At 72.4% G+C, this 17,937-nt stretch carries 20 protein-coding genes and 1 tRNA gene; 6 read left to right on the top strand and 15 right to left on the bottom strand.

Annotated elements, in window-relative coordinates:
• Positions 1–17 precede the first annotated feature (17 nt).
• Positions 18–674, top strand: a complete 657-nt coding sequence (locus AC07DW_RS00505) for an SDR family oxidoreductase (protein ID WP_478855418.1) — start codon at positions 18–20, stop codon at positions 672–674.
• Between the two features lie 98 nt (positions 675–772).
• Here AC07DW_RS00505 and AC07DW_RS00500 read toward each other — a convergent pair.
• Positions 773–854: transfer RNA gene (locus AC07DW_RS00500), tRNA-Tyr, on the bottom strand.
• Positions 855–1,057: 203 nt separating this feature from the next.
• On the opposite strand from AC07DW_RS00500, the gene AC07DW_RS00495 reads away from it, so the two are divergent.
• The 3 genes from AC07DW_RS00495 (at position 1,058) to AC07DW_RS00485 (ending at position 2,914) form a co-directional block, all read left to right on the top strand.
• Complete coding sequence (locus tag AC07DW_RS00495) at positions 1,058–1,546, top strand: YajQ family cyclic di-GMP-binding protein (protein ID WP_064069978.1); 489 nt, start codon at positions 1,058–1,060, stop codon at positions 1,544–1,546.
• Between the two features lie 187 nt (positions 1,547–1,733).
• Positions 1,734–2,234 carry a methylated-DNA--[protein]-cysteine S-methyltransferase gene (locus AC07DW_RS00490; protein ID WP_478855417.1) on the top strand — a complete coding sequence of 167 codons (501 nt, stop codon included), beginning with the start codon at positions 1,734–1,736 and terminating at the stop codon, positions 2,232–2,234.
• A 17-nt stretch (positions 2,235–2,251) separates the two neighbouring features.
• A complete protein-coding gene (locus AC07DW_RS00485) occupies positions 2,252–2,914 on the top strand; it encodes an alpha-ketoglutarate-dependent dioxygenase AlkB family protein (protein WP_478855706.1) in 663 nt (220 codons plus the stop codon).
• Here the strand turns inward: AC07DW_RS00485 and AC07DW_RS00480 are convergent.
• Positions 2,906–3,175 (bottom strand): GlsB/YeaQ/YmgE family stress response membrane protein, encoded by a 270-nt coding sequence (locus tag AC07DW_RS00480; RefSeq protein ID WP_478855416.1) that lies wholly within the window; start codon positions 3,173–3,175, stop codon positions 2,906–2,908. The two genes, AC07DW_RS00485 and AC07DW_RS00480, sit on opposite strands and share 9 nt — an antisense overlap.
• A gap of 86 nt (positions 3,176–3,261) precedes the next feature.
• On the opposite strand from AC07DW_RS00480, the gene AC07DW_RS00475 reads away from it, so the two are divergent.
• Complete coding sequence (locus tag AC07DW_RS00475) at positions 3,262–4,476, top strand: APC family permease (RefSeq protein ID WP_478855415.1); 1,215 nt, start codon at positions 3,262–3,264, stop codon at positions 4,474–4,476.
• Positions 4,477–4,607: 131 nt separating this feature from the next.
• Here the strand turns inward: AC07DW_RS00475 and AC07DW_RS00470 are convergent, their stop codons facing one another.
• From AC07DW_RS00470 to AC07DW_RS00410, 13 genes are all read right to left on the bottom strand, one after another.
• Entirely contained in the window at positions 4,608–5,000 is a 393-nt protein-coding gene (locus AC07DW_RS00470; RefSeq protein WP_478855414.1) for a YccF domain-containing protein, read from the bottom strand.
• Positions 4,997–5,860, bottom strand: a complete 864-nt coding sequence (gene htpX / locus AC07DW_RS00465; protein WP_478855413.1) for a zinc metalloprotease HtpX — start codon at positions 5,858–5,860, stop codon at positions 4,997–4,999. Before htpX ends, AC07DW_RS00470 begins: the two co-directional genes overlap by 4 nt.
• 147 nt (positions 5,861–6,007) lie before the next feature.
• Positions 6,008–6,463, bottom strand: coding sequence for a large conductance mechanosensitive channel protein MscL (gene mscL / locus AC07DW_RS00460; RefSeq protein WP_478855412.1), 456 nt, complete (start codon positions 6,461–6,463; stop codon positions 6,008–6,010).
• Positions 6,464–6,498: 35 nt separating this feature from the next.
• A complete protein-coding gene (locus AC07DW_RS00455; protein WP_478855411.1) occupies positions 6,499–8,031 on the bottom strand; it encodes an NADH-quinone oxidoreductase subunit N in 1,533 nt (510 codons plus the stop codon).
• A complete protein-coding gene (locus AC07DW_RS00450; RefSeq protein ID WP_478855705.1) occupies positions 8,028–9,581 on the bottom strand; it encodes an NADH-quinone oxidoreductase subunit M in 1,554 nt (517 codons plus the stop codon). The genes AC07DW_RS00455 and AC07DW_RS00450 overlap by 4 nt, the downstream gene beginning before the upstream one ends.
• A 27-nt stretch (positions 9,582–9,608) precedes the next feature.
• A complete protein-coding gene (locus AC07DW_RS00445) occupies positions 9,609–11,645 on the bottom strand; it encodes an NADH-quinone oxidoreductase subunit 5 family protein (protein WP_478855410.1) in 2,037 nt (678 codons plus the stop codon).
• Positions 11,642–12,031: an NADH-quinone oxidoreductase subunit NuoK gene (gene nuoK, locus AC07DW_RS00440; RefSeq protein WP_478855409.1), complete on the bottom strand. Its 390-nt coding sequence runs from the start codon at positions 12,029–12,031 to the stop codon at positions 11,642–11,644. Before nuoK ends, AC07DW_RS00445 begins: the two co-directional genes overlap by 4 nt.
• Positions 12,031–12,582: an NADH-quinone oxidoreductase subunit J family protein gene (locus tag AC07DW_RS00435; RefSeq protein ID WP_478855408.1), complete on the bottom strand. Its 552-nt coding sequence runs from the start codon at positions 12,580–12,582 to the stop codon at positions 12,031–12,033. Before AC07DW_RS00435 ends, nuoK begins: the two co-directional genes overlap by 1 nt.
• On the bottom strand, positions 12,579–13,220 hold the full coding sequence (locus AC07DW_RS00430) for a NuoI/complex I 23 kDa subunit family protein (RefSeq protein ID WP_478855407.1): 642 nt from the start codon (positions 13,218–13,220) through the stop codon (positions 12,579–12,581). Before AC07DW_RS00430 ends, AC07DW_RS00435 begins: the two co-directional genes overlap by 4 nt.
• Positions 13,220–14,188: a complex I subunit 1/NuoH family protein gene (locus tag AC07DW_RS00425; RefSeq protein ID WP_478855406.1), complete on the bottom strand. Its 969-nt coding sequence runs from the start codon at positions 14,186–14,188 to the stop codon at positions 13,220–13,222. The genes AC07DW_RS00430 and AC07DW_RS00425 overlap by 1 nt, the downstream gene beginning before the upstream one ends.
• Positions 14,185–15,408 (bottom strand): NADH-quinone oxidoreductase subunit C, encoded by a 1,224-nt coding sequence (locus AC07DW_RS00420; protein WP_478855405.1) that lies wholly within the window; start codon positions 15,406–15,408, stop codon positions 14,185–14,187. Before AC07DW_RS00420 ends, AC07DW_RS00425 begins: the two co-directional genes overlap by 4 nt.
• Positions 15,405–15,980 (bottom strand): NADH-quinone oxidoreductase subunit B, encoded by a 576-nt coding sequence (locus AC07DW_RS00415; RefSeq protein WP_478855404.1) that lies wholly within the window; start codon positions 15,978–15,980, stop codon positions 15,405–15,407. Before AC07DW_RS00415 ends, AC07DW_RS00420 begins: the two co-directional genes overlap by 4 nt.
• The gene (locus tag AC07DW_RS00410; protein ID WP_189550597.1) at positions 15,971–16,381 is read right to left on the bottom strand and encodes an NADH-quinone oxidoreductase subunit A; all 411 of its coding nucleotides are present in this window, start codon (positions 16,379–16,381) and stop codon (positions 15,971–15,973) included. The genes AC07DW_RS00415 and AC07DW_RS00410 overlap by 10 nt, the downstream gene beginning before the upstream one ends.
• 181 nt (positions 16,382–16,562) lie before the next feature.
• Here AC07DW_RS00410 and AC07DW_RS00405 point away from each other — a divergent pair, with 181 nt between their 5' ends.
• Complete coding sequence (locus tag AC07DW_RS00405) at positions 16,563–17,711, top strand: sensor histidine kinase (RefSeq protein ID WP_478855403.1); 1,149 nt, start codon at positions 16,563–16,565, stop codon at positions 17,709–17,711.
• Positions 17,712–17,937 lie beyond the last annotated feature (226 nt).

The raw sequence follows: 17,937 nt of genomic DNA, 5'->3' as shown, positions 1-17,937 counted from the left end.
GTCGTACGGTCGGGAGCATGCGCATTGTCATCGCTGGAGGACACGGACAGATCGCCCTGCGGCTGGAGAGGCTGCTGTCGGCGGGCGGACACGAGGTCGCGGGCATCATCCGCGATCCCGAACAGGCGGACGCCCTGCGGGAGGCGGGCGCCGAACCGGTCGTGCTGGACCTGGAGTCGGCGACCGTGGAGGAGGTCGCGGAGGTGCTGACGGGCGCCGACGCGGTGGTGTTCGCGGCGGGCGCCGGGCCGGGCAGCGGCGCCGAGCGCAAGGCCTCCGTGGACCGGGGCGCGGCGGTGCTCTGCGCGGACGCGGCGGAGCGGGCGGGGGTGCGGCGCTACCTGGTCGTGTCGTCGATGGGCGCCGACGCGGACCGCGCAGGGGACGAGATCTTCGACGCGTACCTGCGGGCGAAGGGGGCGGCGGACGACCACGTACGGGCCGCGCAGGGCCTGGACTGGACGATCCTCAAGCCCGGCATGCTGACCAACGACGCCGGGACGGGCCTGGTACGGCTGGAGGCGTCGACCGGACGCGGTCCGGTGCCGCGCGACGACGTGGCGGCGGTACTGGCGGAGCTGGTGGAGACGCCGGCCACGGCGGGGCTGACGCTGGAGCTGATCAGTGGCTCGGTGCCGGTGACCGTCGCGGTGAAGGCGGTCGCGGGCGCGTGACGGCCGGCGGAATCCCGGCCCCGCCGACTCGGCCGGGTTCACCTTAACAAGACGGCCCCTGATCGCGTTTCCGCAGATCAGGGGCCGTTCTCATCGCGTGGCGGCGCCAGGATTCGAACCTGGGTAGGCTAAGCCGACGGATTTACAGTCCGCTCCCATTGGCCACTCGGGCACACCGCCATGGGATGTCGCGGAGGGCGACCGCTTTTCGGCGGTGCTCCTCGGCAACGACGTAAACGATACCTGATGTGCGGGGGTGCTTCGCCACCGGATTGATCAGCACTCGTGGCCGGTGGCATGGCTAGGCTTTGTGGTGGCGGTCCGGGGAGTCCGGACGTACCTCTACGCACTCTCTACGCACGCGACCCAAGGAGCCACAGGACATGGCCGACTCCAGTTTCGACATCGTCTCGAAGGTCGAGCGGCAGGAGGTCGACAACGCCCTCAACCAGGCGGCGAAGGAGATCTCGCAGCGCTACGACTTCAAGAACGTCGGGGCCTCCATCGCCTGGTCCGGCGAGAAGATCCTGATGCAGGCGAACTCCGAGGAGCGGGTCAAGGCCATCCTCGACGTGTTCGAGTCCAAGCTGATCAAGCGCGGCATCTCGCTGAAGTCGCTGGACGCCGGTGAGCCGCAGCTGTCCGGCAAGGAGTACAAGATCTTCGCCTCGATCGAGGAGGGCATCTCCCAGGAGAACGCCAAGAAGGTGGCGAAGATCATTCGCGACGAGGGCCCCAAGGGTGTCAAGGCGCAGGTGCAGGGCGACGAGCTGCGGGTCAGCTCGAAGAGCCGCGACGACCTCCAGGCCGTGATCGCGCTGCTGAAGGGGCAGGACTTCGACTTCGCCCTGCAGTTCGTGAACTACCGGTAGGACCCGGCCGCTTACCGCGTCGCCGCACGGCGGCGGGCGTGCCCGGGCGGATCGGGGGCGGACACGGCTCGGCCGGTCCGCCCCCGCCCTGTGCTCCGTGCGCCGTGGGGATCACCGTGTCCGGAAACCGCCAGCTCCCGGGCGGGGTCCGACGGAGACTGGTGGGGACCGAGGAAGGGAACGGATCATGACCGTGTACGCGTACGTCGACGGCCCGCTGGGCGAGATGCTGCTCGTCGGCGAGGAGTCCGCGGACGGTGGCGGCACCGCGCTCGCCTCGCTCTCCGTGCCGGGGCAGAAGGGCGGCGCGGTCGTCGGGGACGGGTGGCGGCACGCCCCCGGGGCGTTCACCGGTGTCGCCGCCCAGCTGCGGGCCTACTTCGCGGGTGGGCTCACCCGCTTCGACCTCGTGTACGCCGACACCGGCACGGACTTCCAGCGGCGGGTGTGGCGGGCGCTGGAGGACATCCCGTACGGCACGACCGTGACGTACGGGGAGATCGCGGCGCGCGTCGGTGCGCCGGGGGCCGGAGTGCGGGCGGTGGGGACCGCGATCGGGCGCAATCCGCTGCTGGTGGTGCGGCCCTGCCACCGGGTGATCGGCGCGGACGGGGCGTTGCGGGGGTACGCGGGCGGGCTGGAGCGCAAGGAGCGGCTGCTGGGGCTGGAAGGCGCGCTCGTCCGGTGACGGACGGGCTGTTCGCGATGGCTCGCGGGCCGGTGGAGGTCGCCCCCGGCGCGGTGCACGTGCCGGGGTGGCTGTCGGTGGAACGGCAGCGCGAGCTGGTCGAGGCGTGCCGCGCGTGGGCGCGGGGGCCGGTGCCGATGCGGCACGCGGTGGTGCCGGGCGGGGGTGTGATGTCGGTGCGGACGGTGTGCCTGGGGTGGCACTGGCAGCCCTACCGGTACTCGCGGACGGCCGGTGACGTGAACGGCGCCCGGGTGGCCCCCTTTCCGGACCGGCTGGCGGAGCTGGGGCGGGCGGCGCTGGTGGCGGCGTACGGGGACGGGGGGCCGGGGAGCTACGCCCCGGACGCGGCGTTGATCAACTTCTACGACGGGGCGGCCCGGATGGGCATGCACCAGGACAAGGAGGAGCGGTCCGATGCCCCGGTGGTGTCGCTGAGCCTCGGGGACCGCTGTGTCTTCCGGTTCGGGAACACCGTGACCCGGAACCGGCCCTATACGGACGTGGAGTTGGTGTCGGGCGACCTGTTCGTCTTCGGGGGTCCGTCGCGCTTCGCGTTCCACGGGGTGCCGAAGGTCTTCCCGGGCACGGCCGATCCGGCGGTCGGGCTGCGCACGGGCCGGCTGAACCTGACGCTGCGGGAGACGGGCCTCGCGTCCGGTCCCGGGCGCTCAGCGTGAGCGTGAGTGGCCGAAAAGGATGCGGTAGGCGATCAGCAGCACGAGCGATCCTCCGACTGCGGCGAGCCAGGTGGGGCCGTCGTAGAACTGGTTGCTGACGGGCCGGTCCAGGAAGCGTGCCGATATCCAGCCGCCGACGAAGGCGCCCGCGACGCCGATGAGCGTCGTGCCGATCAGCCCGCCGGGGTCACGGCCCGGCAGGAGCACCTTGGCGATGACGCCGGCCAGCAGTCCCAGGATGATCCAGCTGAGGATGTCCACGCCGTGAACCTGCCTTTCGTGCGGTGTTGTCCGGGAGGACGCCCGGGGTGCGGAGGGTGGTTGCCCGGATCAGTAGGGTGCGGCGCATGACACATGGGCTGCGGCGGTCGCTGGGCGTCTTCGACGCCGTCGTCATCGGACTGGGCTCGATGGTCGGTGCCGGGATCTTCGTCGCGCTCGGCCCGGCGGCGGGGGCCGCCGGGAGCGGCCTGCTGCCGGCGCTGGCGCTGGCCGGGGCGGTGGCGTACTGCAACGCGATGGCCTCGGCGCGGCTGGCCGCCCGCCACCCGGCCTCCGGCGGGACGTACGTGTACGGGCGTGAACGGCTGGGTCCTTTCTGGGGTTACCTCGCCGGCTGGGGGTTCGTGGTCGGCAAGACGGCTTCCTGCGCGGCGATGGCGCTGACGGTCGGTGCGTATGTGTGGCCGGGGCAGGCGCACGCGGTGGCGGTCGCGTCGGTCGTGGCCGTGACCGCCGTGAACTACGGGGGCGTGCAGAAATCGGCCCTGCTCACGCGGGTGATCGTGGCGGGTGTACTGGCGGTGCTCGTCGCGGTGGTGGTCTCCTCCCTGGGGTCGGGGGCGGCGGATGCCGGGCACCTGGCGCTCGGCGGGGACGCGTCGGCGGGTGGGGTGCTCCAGGCGGCGGGGCTGTTGTTCTTCGCGTTCGCCGGGTACGCGCGGATCGCCACGCTCGGCGAGGAGGTGCGGGATCCGGCGCGCACGATCCCGCGGGCGGTGCCGCTGGCGCTGGGCATCGCGCTGGTGGTGTACGCGGCTGTGGCGGTGTCCGTCCTCTCGGTGCTGGGGGCGCGGGAATTGGGCGGCTCGGTGGCCCCGCTCGCGGACGCGGCGCGGGCGGCCGGTGCGGACTGGCTGGTGCCGGTGGTGCGGGTGGGTGCGGCGGTGGCCGCGCTGGGTGCGCTGCTGGCGCTGGTCCTCGGGGTGTCCCGTACGACGCTGGCGATGGCGCGCGACGGCCACCTGCCCCGTACGCTCGCCGCCGTGCACCCCCGGTTCCGGGTGCCGCACCACGCGGAGCTCGCGGTGGGGCTGGTCGTCGCGGTGGTGGCGGCGACGGTGGACGTGCGCGGGGCGATCGGCTTCTCGTCGTTCGGGGTGCTGGTGTACTACGCGATCGCCAACGCCTCGGCGTGGACGCTCGGTCCGGGGCGGGTCCTCGCCGTGGGCGGGCTGGCGGGCTGCCTGGCGCTGGCGTTCGCGCTGCCCCTGTCGTCGGTCCTGGCGGGCACGGGGGTCCTGGCGGCGGGCGCGGTGATGTACGCGGTGCGGCGGAGCTGACGCACCGTACGCCTCATATTCGCGCGCGCCCCGCGGTCACGGCGCCGAACGCCGGATACTCGTGCTCGGTCATGTGTTCATGGTGCACCACGGCACTGACAATGACGGGGGACGGCCCGGGCGCCCTTCCGTCACCGGGTGGCGAACGGACGGTCGCTGGGCACGATCTCCTTGCCCAGCGGCAGCAGGGAGACGGGAATCAGCTTGAAGTTCGCGATGCCGAGCGGGATGCCGATGACGGTGACGCACAGGGCGATGCCCGTGACGACGTGGCCGAGCGCCAGCCACCAGCCGGCGAGGACCAGCCACAGTACGTTGCCGACGCAGGACGCGGCGCCCGCGTCACGGCGGTCCACGACGGTCCGGCCGAAGGGCCACAGTGCGTAGAGGCCGATGCGGAAGGCGGCCAGGCCGAAGGGGATGCCGAGGATCGTGACGCACAGCAGCAGGCCCGCGGCCATGTAGCCGAGGAAGAGCCAGAAGCCGCTCAGCACGAGCCATATGACGTTCAGTAGTGCTTTCACTGGCGACGACCCGCCATCTGTTCGAGTCGGGCGATGCGTTCCGCCATCGGCGGGTGCGTCGAGAACATCCTGGCGAACCCCTGGCCCGGCCGGAACGGATTCGCGATCATCATGTGGCTCGCGGTCTCGATCCTGGGCTCGGGCGGGAGCGGGAGCTGCTTGGTGCCGGCCTCCAGCTTGCGCAGGGCGCTGGCCAGGGCGAGCGGATCGCCGGTGAGCTGGGCGCCGGAGGCGTCGGCCTCGTACTCGCGGGAGCGGCTGATGGCCAGTTGGATCACCGAGGCGGCGAGCGGGCCCAGCAGCATGATCAGCAGCATGCCGAGCAGGCCCGGGCCGTCGTCGTCGTCCGAGCGGCCGACCGGGATCAGCCAGGCGAAGTTCACCAGGAACATGATCACGGACGCGAGGGCTCCGGCGACCGAAGAGATCAGGATGTCCCGGTTGTAGACGTGGCTCAGTTCGTGGCCGATGACGCCGCGCAGCTCGCGTTCGTCGAGGATCTGGAGGATTCCCTCGGTGCAGCACACCGCGGCGTTGCGCGGGTTGCGGCCGGTGGCGAACGCGTTGGGCGCCTGGGTCGGCGAGATGTAGAGGCGGGGCATCGGCTGGCGGGCCTGCGTGGAGAGCTCCCGGACCATCCGGTACAGCCGGGGCGCCTGGAACTCGCTCACGGGACGGGCCCGCATGGCCCGCAGCGCGATCCTGTCGCTGTTCCAGTACGCGTACGCGTTGGTGCCGATCGCCACGAGAAGCGCGACGACGAGGCCCGTACGGCCGAAGAAGCTGCCGATCAGGATGATGAGTGCGGACAGTCCCCCGAGGAGTACGGCGGTCTTCAGCCCGTTGTGCCGGCGGTGCACGGTACGCCCTCCAAATGGTGCGGCAGGGGGACCCTTTGCCTGGTGCTGGTCCACTGTTCAGTGGACCCTCCCGTACTGGTCAACGCCAGGCGGGCATGGCGGGTTCCCTTGCGCCCCGGGGGCAGGGGGGCGGGCCGTTCGGGTGACTCAGCGCTGCGCGGGCAGTCCGACCTTCTCCAGCGCTTCGGGGACGGGCTCGACCTCGCTGGTGCAGTGGGCGCAGCGGCTGGCGACGGCCGGGATCGCGGAGAAGCAGCGCGGGCAGTCGCGCACCGCCGCCCTGACGTCGGCGGGCTCGTCGCGCTTGAAGCGGGTCTGGATCTTCATCATCGGGAGGACGACGCAGAAGTAGAGCACGGCCGCGGTGATCAGGAACGCCAGAGCGGCGCTGATGAACAGGCCGTAGGGGAACTTGGCGTCGCGGACCGTGAAGTAGGAGTGGCTGAAGTCTCCGACGGTGCCCGTGGCGAGGCCGATGAGCGGGGTGATGAAGGCGTTGCTGAAGGCGGTGACGACCGCCGTGAAGGCCGCGCCGACGGCAAGGCCGATCGCCATGGAAATGATGTTTCCACGAAGGATGAAGTCCTTGAAACCGTTCAGCACGGCCGTGCTCCTCGATGGTGCGTGGGTCGAAGGGGTCAGAAGAGGGTGTCCGCGGCGAAGCGCAGGACGAGCTGGGGATAGCCCGACAGGACCACGCCGGCGGTGGCCGTCACGACGATGGCCACGGCGATGGCCGCGGGGACGGGCTGCTTCGCCGGGGCGGGCCGGTCCGCCGGGGCGCCCTCGGGCGCGCGGAACAGTACGGCCGTCCACTGCAGGTAGTAGTAGAGGGCGATGACCACGTTGACGCCCATCACGACGGCGAGCCAGCCCAGGCCCGCGTCGACCGCCGCCGAGAAGACGGTGACCTTGGCGAAGAGGCCGATGATGCCGGGCGGCAGGCCGGCCAGGCACAGCAGGAAGAAGCCCATGACGAGCGCGGCGCCGGGCCGGGTCGCGTACAGGCCCCGGTAGTCGGAGATCCGGTTCGACGGGTGGGTCCGGGCGACCAGCGCGGCCACAGCGAAGGCGCCGAGGTTCACGACCGCGTACATCAGGGCGTACGCGACGGTGGCGCCGATCTGGTCGTCGCCGGAGTACGCCGCCGCCGCGATCGGCACCAGCAGGTAGCCCGCCTGGCCCACCGAGGACCACGCGAGCAGCCGTACCGCGCTCCACGCGCGCGTGGGGGCCTGCCGGAGCGCGCCGACGTTGCCGACGGTCATGGTGAGCGCGGCGAGCACCGCGAGCGCCGGGCCCCACACGTCCGCGTACGTCGGGAAGGCGATGACGGTCACCAGGATGAGGCCGGTGAAGCCGACCGCCTTGCCGACGACCGAGAGGTACGCGGCGATGGGCAGCGGCGCCCCGACGTAGGTGTCGGGCACCCAGAAGTGGAACGGTACGGCGGCCGTCTTGAAGGCGAACCCGACGAGGGTGAGCGCGACGCCCGCCTTGGCGAGGTTCTCCAGGGGGGCCGGGACGTCGTCCAGGTTCTGGGCGATCTCCGTCAGGTGGAGGCTGCCGGTCGCGGCGTACACGAAGCTGACGCCGAGCAGCATCACGGCCGTGGCGGTGACGGAGGAGAGGAAGAACTTCAGCGCCGCCTCGCCGGACATGCGGTCGCCGCGCTTGAGGCCGACGAGTGCGAAGGCGGGCAGCGAGGCGACCTCCAGGGCGACGACCAGCGTCGCCAGGTCCCGGGAGGCGGGCAGTAGGGCGGCACCGGCGGCGGAGGAGAGCAGCAGGAACCAGAACTCGCCGGCCGGGAGCCTCTCCTTGGTGTCGTGGAGGGAGAGCAGCGCCGTGAGGAGGGCTCCGCCGAGCACCAGGAACTGGATGACCAGCGTGAAGTGGTCGGCGGTGTAGCTGCACGCGTCGGCGCCGGTGGTCAGGCAGAAGGTGCTCCGGTCGCCCTTGCGCAGCGGTACGAGCGTGACGACGGCGGCGACGAGGCCGGCGATCGCGCCCCAGCCGAGGAGCTGCTTGCGCGCCTGCGGCACGAAGAGGTCGGCGACGAGCACGACCAGGGCGACCACGGCGGCGACGGCCGGCGGCGCGACGGCGGCCCAGTCGACGGACTGGACCAGGTTGCCCGCGCCCGTGGCGCTCGTGGCGGCGAGGGTCACGACTTGCCTCCTGCGAGGAGCTTCTGCACGGCCGGGTCGGTCAGGCCGAGGAGGACCGCGGGCCAGAGGCCGGCGATGACGGTGAGGACCGCCAGCGGCGACCAGGCGGCGAACTCGTACCTCTGGATGTCCGGGAGCGCCGGCCCGTCGGCGGCGGGCCCGGCGCCCATGCAGACGCGGCGCACGACGACCAGGAGGTACGCGGCGGTGAGCAGAGTGCCGAACGCGCCGACGGCCATGAAGGTGAGGAAGGCGGGGCGGCTGAGTCCCTCGGCCGGCCGGAACGCGCCGAACAGCGCGAGCATCTCGCCCCAGAACCCGGCGAGGCCGGGCAGTCCGAGGGAGGCGACGGCGGCGAAGGCGAGAAGGCCGCCGAGGCGGGGCGCGCGTCCGTAGAGCGCGGCGCCGGTCGCTCCGGCGAGGGTGTCGAGGTCGGCGGTCCCGTACCGGTCCTTGATGGCGCCGACCAGGAAGAACAGCAGGCCGGTGATGAGGCCGTGGGCGACGTTGGCGAAGAGCGCGCCGTTGACGCCGGTGGGCGTCATGGTCGCGATGCCGAGGAGGACGAAGCCCATGTGGCCCACGGAGGAGTACGCGATCAGGCGCTTGAGGTCGCCCTTGGCGCCGGTGCGGGCGAGGGCGAGGCAGGCGAGCGATCCGTAGACGATGCCGGCGGCCGCGAACGCGGCGAGGTAGGGCGCGAGGGCGTGCATGCCGTCGGGTGCGATCGGCAGGACGATGCGGACGAATCCGTACGTACCCATCTTGAGCAGGACGCCGGCGAGGAGGACGGAGCCGACCGTCGGGGCGGCGGTGTGGGCGTCCGGCAGCCAGCTGTGCAGCGGCCACATCGGGGTCTTCACCGCGAGGCCGATCCCGATCGCGAGAACGGCGATGACCTGCACGGATGTGGTGATGTCGCGGCCGTTGTCAGTGGCGAGTGCCACCATGTCGAAGGTGCCGGCCTTCAGTCCGACGAGGAGCAGGCCGAGCAGCATGACGACCGAGCCGAGCAGCGTGTAGAGGATGAACCGCCAGGCCGCGGCCCGGCGGCCCTCACCGCCCCAGCGGGCGATGAGGAAGTACATCGGGATGAGCACCATCTCGAAGGCCAGGAAGAACAGCAGCAGGTCGAGGACGGCGAAGGTCGCCAGCGTGCCGGACTCGAGGACCAGCAGCAGGGCGACGAATGCCTTCGGGGAGGGGCCCGCGGGCATCTTGAAGTAGCTGTACAGCGCGCACAGGAAGGTCAGCAGCGCGGTCAGGACGAGGAGGGGGAGGGAAATGCCGTCGACACCGAGGTGGATCCGCACGTCGAGTGCGGGGATCCAGCTGATGTCCGTCGTGGCCTGCATCCTGGCCGGCCGGTCGTGGTCGAAGCCGATGGCGAGGACGATCGCCGCGGCGAGGATCACGCCGGTGACGGTCACGCCGTGGCGGAGCACGGCCTGCTCGGGGGACTTCCCCTTCAGCCCGGGCGGGGCGGGCAGGAGGGCTGCCGCGGCGCCGATGAGCGGGCCGGCGACGAGGAACGCGAGAAGGAACTGCATCACGGATTCGCTGATATCGAGCACGGCTCACGCTCCGGCGGCTACGAGGACGGCGGCGATCGCCAGGACGACGGAGCCGGCGAGCAGGGCGCTGAGGTAGGTCTGCACGTTGCCGGTCTGGGCGCGCCGGACGGCCCGGCCCAGCAGCTTGGTGCCGCTGCCCGCTCCGCGGACGTACGTCTCGACGACCTCGCGGTCGAGGAAGCCGACCAGTGAGGCGGCCGCCCTGACGGGGCGGACGAAGAGGGCGGAGTAGACGGCGTCGAGGTGGAAGCCGGCGGCGGCGTGGCGGTGCAGCGGTCCGAGCAGCAGCCGGCCGGGGTCGGCGGGGTCGGGTGCCGTCGACAGGGGCTCGGCGAAGCCGGTCGATGAGGGGTGGCGGCCGGGCGACGGGCGGGCGTCGCCGTACGCGGGCGTGTGCGTGGCGATCGCCTCGGCCTCGGCGGGGGCGGCGTCGGGGTGGGCGGCGACCGCTCCCACCGGATGCCGGCCGGCCATGGCGGTGGTGTGCCGCCAGGTGGCGTAGGTGACGAGCCCGCCGACGAGGGCGATGCCCGTGCCCAGCACGGCGGTGGTGAAGGTCGGGGTCAGGGCGTGGCCGTCGAACCAGCCCCCGAGCACGCCCACGGCCAGGCCGAAGGCGAGGGAGGGGACGGCGAGCACCCACAGCACGGCGTTCATGACGAGCGGCTGCCTGCCGTGCGCGGGGGCCTCGGTGCCCCGGCCGCGGAAGGCCAGCAGCCACAGACGGGTCGCGTACGCGGCGGTGAGGAGGGCGGTGACGAGACCGGACACCAGGATGATCCAGCCCGCCTCGGCGGGGGCGACGGTCCGGTCGCCCAGGGCGGTGTGCTCGGCGGCCACGAGGACGGCTTCCTTGGAGAAGAAGCCGGCGAAGGGCGGGATCGCGGCCAGCGCGAGCAGGGCGACCGTCATCGTCCAGTACGCGTCGGGGATCCGGGCGGCGAGCCCCCGCATGCGGGACATGGTGGCCAGCGAGTTCGTACCGGCGGCGTGGATGATCACGCCGGCGGCGAGGAACAGCAGCGCCTTGAAGGCGCCGTGCGACAGGAGGTGGAAGACGGCCGCGCCCCGGTCCCCCACGGCCAGGGCGCCGGACATGTAGCCCAGTTGCCCGATGGTCGAGTAGGCGAGGACCCGCTTGATGTCGTCCTGCGCGAGGGCGGCGAGTCCGGAGCCGACCATCGTGACCGCGGCCATCACGGCGAGCACGGTCATGGCGGCCGCGGAAGCGGCGAACACGGGAAGGAGCCGGGCCACGAAGTACACACCGGCGGCGACCATCGTCGCGGCGTGGATCAGTGCGGAGACGGGCGTCGGGCCGGCCATGGCGTCCGGGAGCCAGGTGTGCAGCGGGAACTGCGCGGACTTGCCGGCGACACCCGCGAGCAGCAGCAGCGCCACCAGGGTGGGGTGCTCGATGCGGCCGGTGGCGACGGCGCCCAGGATGCCGGTGATCCGGAACGTGCCGGCGTCGGCGGCCAGCGCGAACAGACCGATCAGGAAGGGGACGTCGCCGAGCTTGGTGACCAGGAAGGCCTTGAGGGAGGCGGCCCGCGCCTCGGGCGTCTCCCAGTAGTGGCCGACCAGGAAGTACGAGCAGATGCCCATGATCTCCCAGCCGACCAGCAGCACCATCAGGTCGCCGGAGTAGACGACGAGCAGCATCGCGGAGGTGAACAGGGAGACGAGCGCGGCGTACGAGGGGTAGCGCGGGTCGTCACGGAGGTAGCCCGTGGAGTACAGCTGCACGCACGAGGCGACGACGCCCACCAGGACGGCGGTCAGTACGGCGAAGCCGTCGAGGTGCAGGGCGAGGTCGATCGGCTCGGAGCCGGTCGGGGTGAGCTGGGTCGCCGCGTCGATCGCCTTGCCGCCGCCCTGCCGTACGGCGACCAGGACGGCGAGGACGAGCGCGGCGAGCGTCGGGAGCACGGCCAGCGGGCGCACGAACGCGGGGGCGGTGCGGCCCGACAGCAGCCCGGCGAGGGCGCCGAGGAACGGCAGGAGGGGGACGAGGACGGCGAGGGTCGTGGTGGTCACGCGGCGGCCTCCGCCTTCTCGTCGGGGCCCGCGTCGGGACCCGCGGTCCCGTCGTGACCGGGGGTCTGGTCGGGGCCAGGGGCCTCGGCGTTGTCACGGAGCTTGTCGATGTCCGAGGTGCCGCGGTTGCGGTAAACCATCAGGACGATCGCCAGGCCGATGCCGATCTCGGCGGCGGCGATGGCGATGGTGAACAGGGTCAGCGCCTGGCCCGCGTGCAGGGCGTCGCGCAGCCACACGTCGAAGGCGACCAGGTTGAGGTTGACGGCGTTGAGCATCAGCTCGACGGACATCAGGACCAGGATCGCGTTGCGGCGGGCGAGCACTCCGTACAGACCGGTGCAGAACAGCAGGACGGCGAGGACCGCCGGGTAGGCGAGGTGCATCAGTTGCCGCCCTCCCGCTCGCGGTCCCTGCGGGAGAGGACGATCGCGCCGACGAGCGCGGCCAGGAGGAGGACGGAGAGCGCCTCGAAGGGCAGCACCCAGTGCCGGAAGAGGATGGAGCCCGACACCTTGGTGGAGCCCTGCGCGGGCCCGTCGAGGTCGATCCAGGTGGCGCGGAACGCGTCGACGACCACCCAGATCAGGGCGGCAGCGGCGGCGACGGCCACGGCCAGGGCGGCGGGGCGGTTGCCCGAGTCGGCATCGGGTGAGCGGCCGATGGGTGCCCTGGTGAGCATCAGACCGAAGAGGAGGAGGACGACGACGGAACCGACGTAGATCAGCACCTGGACCCAGGCGATGAACTCCGCGGTGAGGAGGAGGTACTCGACGGCGAGCCCACCGAGCGCCACGACCAGCCACAATGCGGCGTGCACCAGCTGCTTCGTGGTGACGGTGACGACGGCGGCGCCGAGGGTGACGATCCCGACGAGGAGGAAGGCGATCTCGACGCCGGTGGGGGAAAGGAAGCCGTGGGTGGCGGCGAGCGTCACGCGGTCCCTCCCTCGGCCGGGGGCCGCTGCCCGTGCCCGTCGGTGCCGGAGGCGGGGGGTGTGACGTCGCCCGCCGCGGCGGCGGCCGGCTCGGCCCGGTCGGCCTCGGCGGCTTGGGCGGCTGCGAGCTTCTCGGCCGTCTTGCGGGCGGCGGCGATCTCCTTGGGCTCCTCGGCGCCGGGGTCGAGGGCGGGCGGTTCGGGAACCGTCCACATCCACTCGCGGAGCTTGTCCCGCTCGTGGGTCAGCTCGTGGATGTCGGTCTCCGCGTACTCGAACTCCGGCGACCAGAACAGCGCGTCGAAAGGACACACCTCGATGCAGATACCGCAGTACATGCAGAGCGCGAAGTCGATGGCGAACCGGTCGAGGACGTTGCGGCTCCGCTCACGGCCGCCGGGAGCGGCGGCGGGGATCGTCTCCTTGTGGGAGTCGATGTAGATGCACCAGTCGGGGCACTCACGGGCGCAGAGCATGCAGACCGTGCAGTTCTCCTCGAACAGGCCGATGACGCCGCGGGTGCGCGGCGGCAGGTCGGGCTGGGCGTCGGGGTACTGCGCGGTGTGGCTCTTCCTGGTCATCGTGCGGAGGGTGACGGCCAGCCCCTTGGCGAGGCCGGATCCGGGAATCGGAGCCATTACTGGATCACCACCTTGACGATGCCGGTGAGGGCGATCTGGGCGAGGGCGAGGGGGACCAGCGTGGTCCAGGCGAGCTTCTGCAGCTGGTCCTCGCGCAGCCGCGGGTAGCTCACCCGCAGCCAGATCACGATGAAGGCGAGCACGGCGGTCTTGAGCAGGGTCCACACCCAGCCCAGGCCCTCGGCCCCGAACGGGCCGTGCCAGCCGCCGAGGAAGAGGACGGTGGTCAGGCCGCACAGGACGACGATGCCGGCGTACTCGGCCAGCAGGAACAGCGCGAAGCGCAGGCCGGTGTACTCGGTGTACGCGCCGAAGATGATCTCGGAGTCGGCGACCGGCATGTCGAACGGCGGGCGCTGGAGTTCGGCGAGACCGGCGATGAAGAAGACGAGCGCTCCGGTGATCTGCCAGGGCAGCCACCACCACTCGAAGGCGTTGACGATGCCGGGCAGCGACACCGTGCCCGCCGCCATGGCGACGGACGCGGCCGCGAGCAGCATGGGCAGCTCGTAGGCGAGGAGCTGGGCGGCGGTGCGCAGGCCGCCGAGGAGGGAGAACTTGTTGGCGGACGCCCAGCCGGCCATCAGCGAGCCGAGGACGCCCACGCCCATGACGGCGAGCACGAAGAAGATGCCCGCGTCGACGACTTCTCCGACCGCTCCTTCGCTCGGGCCGACGGGGATGGCGACCAGGACGAGGAGGTACGGGAGGAGGGCGACGGCGGGGGCGAGCTGGAAGACGCGCCGGTCGGCGTCGGCCGGGACCACGTCCTCCTTCTGCGCGAACTTCACCCCGTCGGCGACGAGCTGGGCCCAGCCGTGGAACCCCCCGGCGTACATGGGTCCGAGGCGGCCCTGCATGTGGGCCATGACCTTGTGCTCGGTCTGTCCGATCACCAGGGGCAGGACCAGGAACACGGCGAAGACGACGAGCAGCCGGAGGGCGACGTCGAGTACGTCGTTCACGCGTCTCCTTCGGTGTTCGTGCGTCGGGTCGTTCGCGGGGATGTTCCTCCCCGCTCGGCGCCGTCGTCGGTCGTAGCCTCGGCGCCCTGCTCCGGCTTGGGCTCCGGATCCGGTGCCGCGTCCGGGCCGGTTCTCGGCTCCTGCCCCGGTGCCGCCTGGGGCGCGGGTCCGGAACCGGGCGCGGGCGCGGGCTTCGCTTCCGGCGCCGCGGACGGCTCGGGCGCGGGCGCAGCGGGAGCCGGGGCGGTCGCCTCGGGCGCGTCCGGTGCCGGGGCTTCCCGGGCGGGCGCGGGGGCGTCGCCGAAGGCGGGGCGCGGGTTGTTCCACGGGGCGTCCGCGCTGCGTGTGCGGGACGGGGGCGCCGGGGACGTCCCGGCGGCGGGTCCGGTGGCCGGACCGCCCGCGCCCGCACCGGCGGAGCCCGTACGGCGGGGGGCCTCCGGGGCGGCGGACTGGCTCGCCGAGCCGTCCGAGGCGCTGCGCGCGCGGCGCGGCGGGGCCGCCGCGGGTGCGGTGGCCTCCGGGGCCGCGGCGGTGGCCTCCGGGGCCTGGCTCGCCGACCCCTCGCCCGCCGTGCGCGTACGGCGGACCGGGCGGTCGCCGGCCGCCCGCGCGCCGCGGGCGGGGCGGGCCGGGGCGGGCGGGAGCTGGCCCTTCAGCGGGCCCCAGTCGTTCGGGTCGGGGACGCCCGGCGGCAGCATCTGGCGCCGCTTGGGTCCGCCGTGCTCGGACTCCCCGGGTTCCTTGGCCCCCGGCCACGCCTTGGCCACCCGGGCGGCCAGCACGAAGTCCTTGCGCAGCGGGTGGCCCTCGAAGCCCTCCGGCAGCAGCAGCGGCACCAGGTGCGGGTGGCCGGTGAACGTGACGCCGAACATCTCGTACGTCTCGCGCTCGTGCCAGCCCGCGCCCGCGTAGACGCCCACGGCGCTCGGCAGGACCGGGGCGTCGTGCGGGACGGTCGTCCGCAGGAGAAGCCGCCGTACCCCACCGTCTCCCAGGGCGACCACATGGGCGCAGACCCGGAAGCCCGTGGCGGGTTCGTCGACCGCGCTCAGCCAGTCGAAGTACGTGCAGCGCAGCTCGTCCCGGGCGGTCTCCAGCGCGGTGATCCAGGACGCGGCGGGGACGTCGACGGTCAGCAGGTCGTACGTGCGCTCCGCCGTGGCCCCGTCGCCGAAGAGCTCGCCGGCGGCGTCCGGAAGGCGGTCGTAGGCGTTCACGCCGTACCTCCCGGCGGGGGCACCAGGCCGCTGCGCAGCTGGCCGGAGGAGGGGCGTGCGTGGCCGTACCGCTCGCCGAGCGACTCGCGGGCGATCTTCTCCTGGAGCTTGAGGATGCCCTGGAGGAGCGCCTCCGGCCGCGGCGGGCAGCCGGGTACGTACACGTCGACCGGGATGATCTGGTCGACGCCCTTGGTGACGGAGTACGAGTCCCAGTAGGGGCCGCCGCAGTTGGAGCAGGCGCCGAAGGAGATGACGTACTTGGGCTCGGGCATCTGCTCGTACAGCCGCTTCACCGCGGGCGCCATCTTGTCGGTGACCGTCCCCGAGACGACCATGAGGTCGGCCTGGCGGGGGCCGGGGGCGAAGGGGATCACGCCGAGCCGGATGAAGTCGTGCCGCGCCATCGACGCGGCGATGAACTCGATCGCGCAGCAGGCGAGCCCGAAGTTGAAGACCCACAGGCTGTAGCGGCGGCCCCAGTTCAGGACCACCTTCATCGGCTCCGGCGCGAGGCGCGAGAGTGCTCCGAGCCTCTTCGGCTCGGGAAGATCGACAGGGGTCACGTCCATGTCAGGACGCCCTTCTTGTACGCGTAGAGCAGCCCCACGGCCAGGAAGCCGAGGAAGATGAACATCTCGACCAGCGTCGTGGCGCCGTAACCGGGTGCGGCGAAGACGGTCGCCCACGGGAAGAGGAAGATCGAGTCCACCGCGAAGATGACGTACAGAAAAGCGTAGACGTAGTAACGGACCTGCGTGTGGGCCCACCCCTCGCCCACCGGGTCGACGCCGCACTCGTACGTCAGCAGCTTCTCCGGCGTCGGCACGACGGGCCGCAGCAGCCGCCCGGCCCCGAAGGCGACCGCGACGAACAGCACGCCGATCAGGGCGAGCAGGCCGACGACCGAATAGCTCTGGAAGTAGTCGACGGCGAGTACGGCCGGTACGGCCCGTACGGTCGGTTCCGGCACGTCCGTTTCCCTCGCTCCCTGCCCTCGCGGCGATGCTTATGCGATCTGTACGCACGGGAGTCTAGGCCCTGGCTCAGCGCCGGTAATCAGCCGTGCCGCTCTTCAGGTGGGGTTATCCCTACTTCCCCTCCCCCCACGGACCCCATGGCGTGGGCGGGTCCCGCCCGGCAGGCTGGGCGGCATGACCGCACGCATCGCATACGACCGGCACGTCTGGAAGGAAGTGGCCCACCTTCTGGCCGACCTTCCGTTCGCCCTCCTCGGCTTTGTCTACGTGGTGTTCATGGTCGCCGTCGGTGCGGGGCTGTCGGTGACCGTCGTCGGACTGCCGCTGCTCGCGGCCGGTCTGGTCGGAGCGCGCCGGCTGGGCCGGGTGGAGCGGGCGAGGGCGAGGGCGCTGCTCGGTGTACGTGTCGAGGAGCCCAGTCCGCTGCCGCACCGGCCCGGCGGCGGCTTCTTCCCCTGGCTGTGGACGGTCCTGAAGGACTCCGTGGCGTGGCGGGCGGTGCTGTACGGGTTCATACGGCTGCCCTGGGGCGTGCTGACGTTCACCGTGACCCTGGTGGGGCTGCTCGTCCTGTGGCCCGTGCTGCCCTACCTCGCCCGGGCGTTGGGCAACGCCGACCGGGCGATGGTGCGGGGTCTGCTGTCGCCGTCCGACGAGCTGGAGCGGCGGATCGCGGAGCTGGAGTCGGACCGGGGGGTGGTCGTGGACACCGCCGCCGCCGACCTGCGCCGGATCGAGCGGGACCTGCACGACGGCGCCCAGGCCCGTCTCGTCGCCCTCGCCATGGGCCTCGGGCTCGCGAAGGAGAAGCTGCCGGAGGACCCGGAAGCCGCCGCCGCCATGGTCGACGAGGCCCACGGCGAGGTGAAACTCGCCCTCCAGGAGCTCCGCGACCTCGCACGCGGCATCCACCCCGCCGTCCTGACCGACCGGGGACTCGACGCCGCCCTGTCCTCCATCGCCTCCCGCTGCACCGTCCCGGTCGCCGTCAGCGTCGACCTGCCCGAGCGGCCGGCGGAGGCGATCGAGGGCATCGCCTACTTCACCGTCTCGGAGCTGCTCCAGAACGTGTCCAAGCACTCCCGGGCGCGCAAGGCGGCGGTCGATGTCTGGCGGGCGGACGACCGGATGCTGATCCAGGTCACCGACGACGGCCGCGGGGGCGCCCGGCTGGACGGGGGCACGGGCATGTCCGGCCTGGCGGAGCGACTGGGGGCGGTGGACGGCCTGTTCGTCCTGGAGTCCCCGGCCGGCGGACCGACGACGGTGACCGCCGAGTTGCCCTGGCGCCGCCGTGCGGCGTCCCGCCCCACCGCCCGCTAGCGGTGCCGGTTGCGGGCACGCCCCCGCCCGGCAGGGGGGATAACCCCCGGTCGAAGACGGACGCGAGCCTCATGGTGCCGGACCGCCCGGTCCAGCACGCTTGACGCACCGGGCGCATCCCGGCCCACCGCCCTCCTGCGCACTGCCGCGCAGCCCTGCGCACGGACTCCACGCACGGGCTCCACGGACGACCCCACGCATCGCCCCAGGTACGACCCCACGCACG

This window comes from Streptomyces sp. NPDC045701 (genome assembly GCF_056432045.1).
The sequence above is the reverse complement of the archived record's forward strand: the minus strand, read 5'-3'. Positions and strand labels throughout refer to the sequence as shown.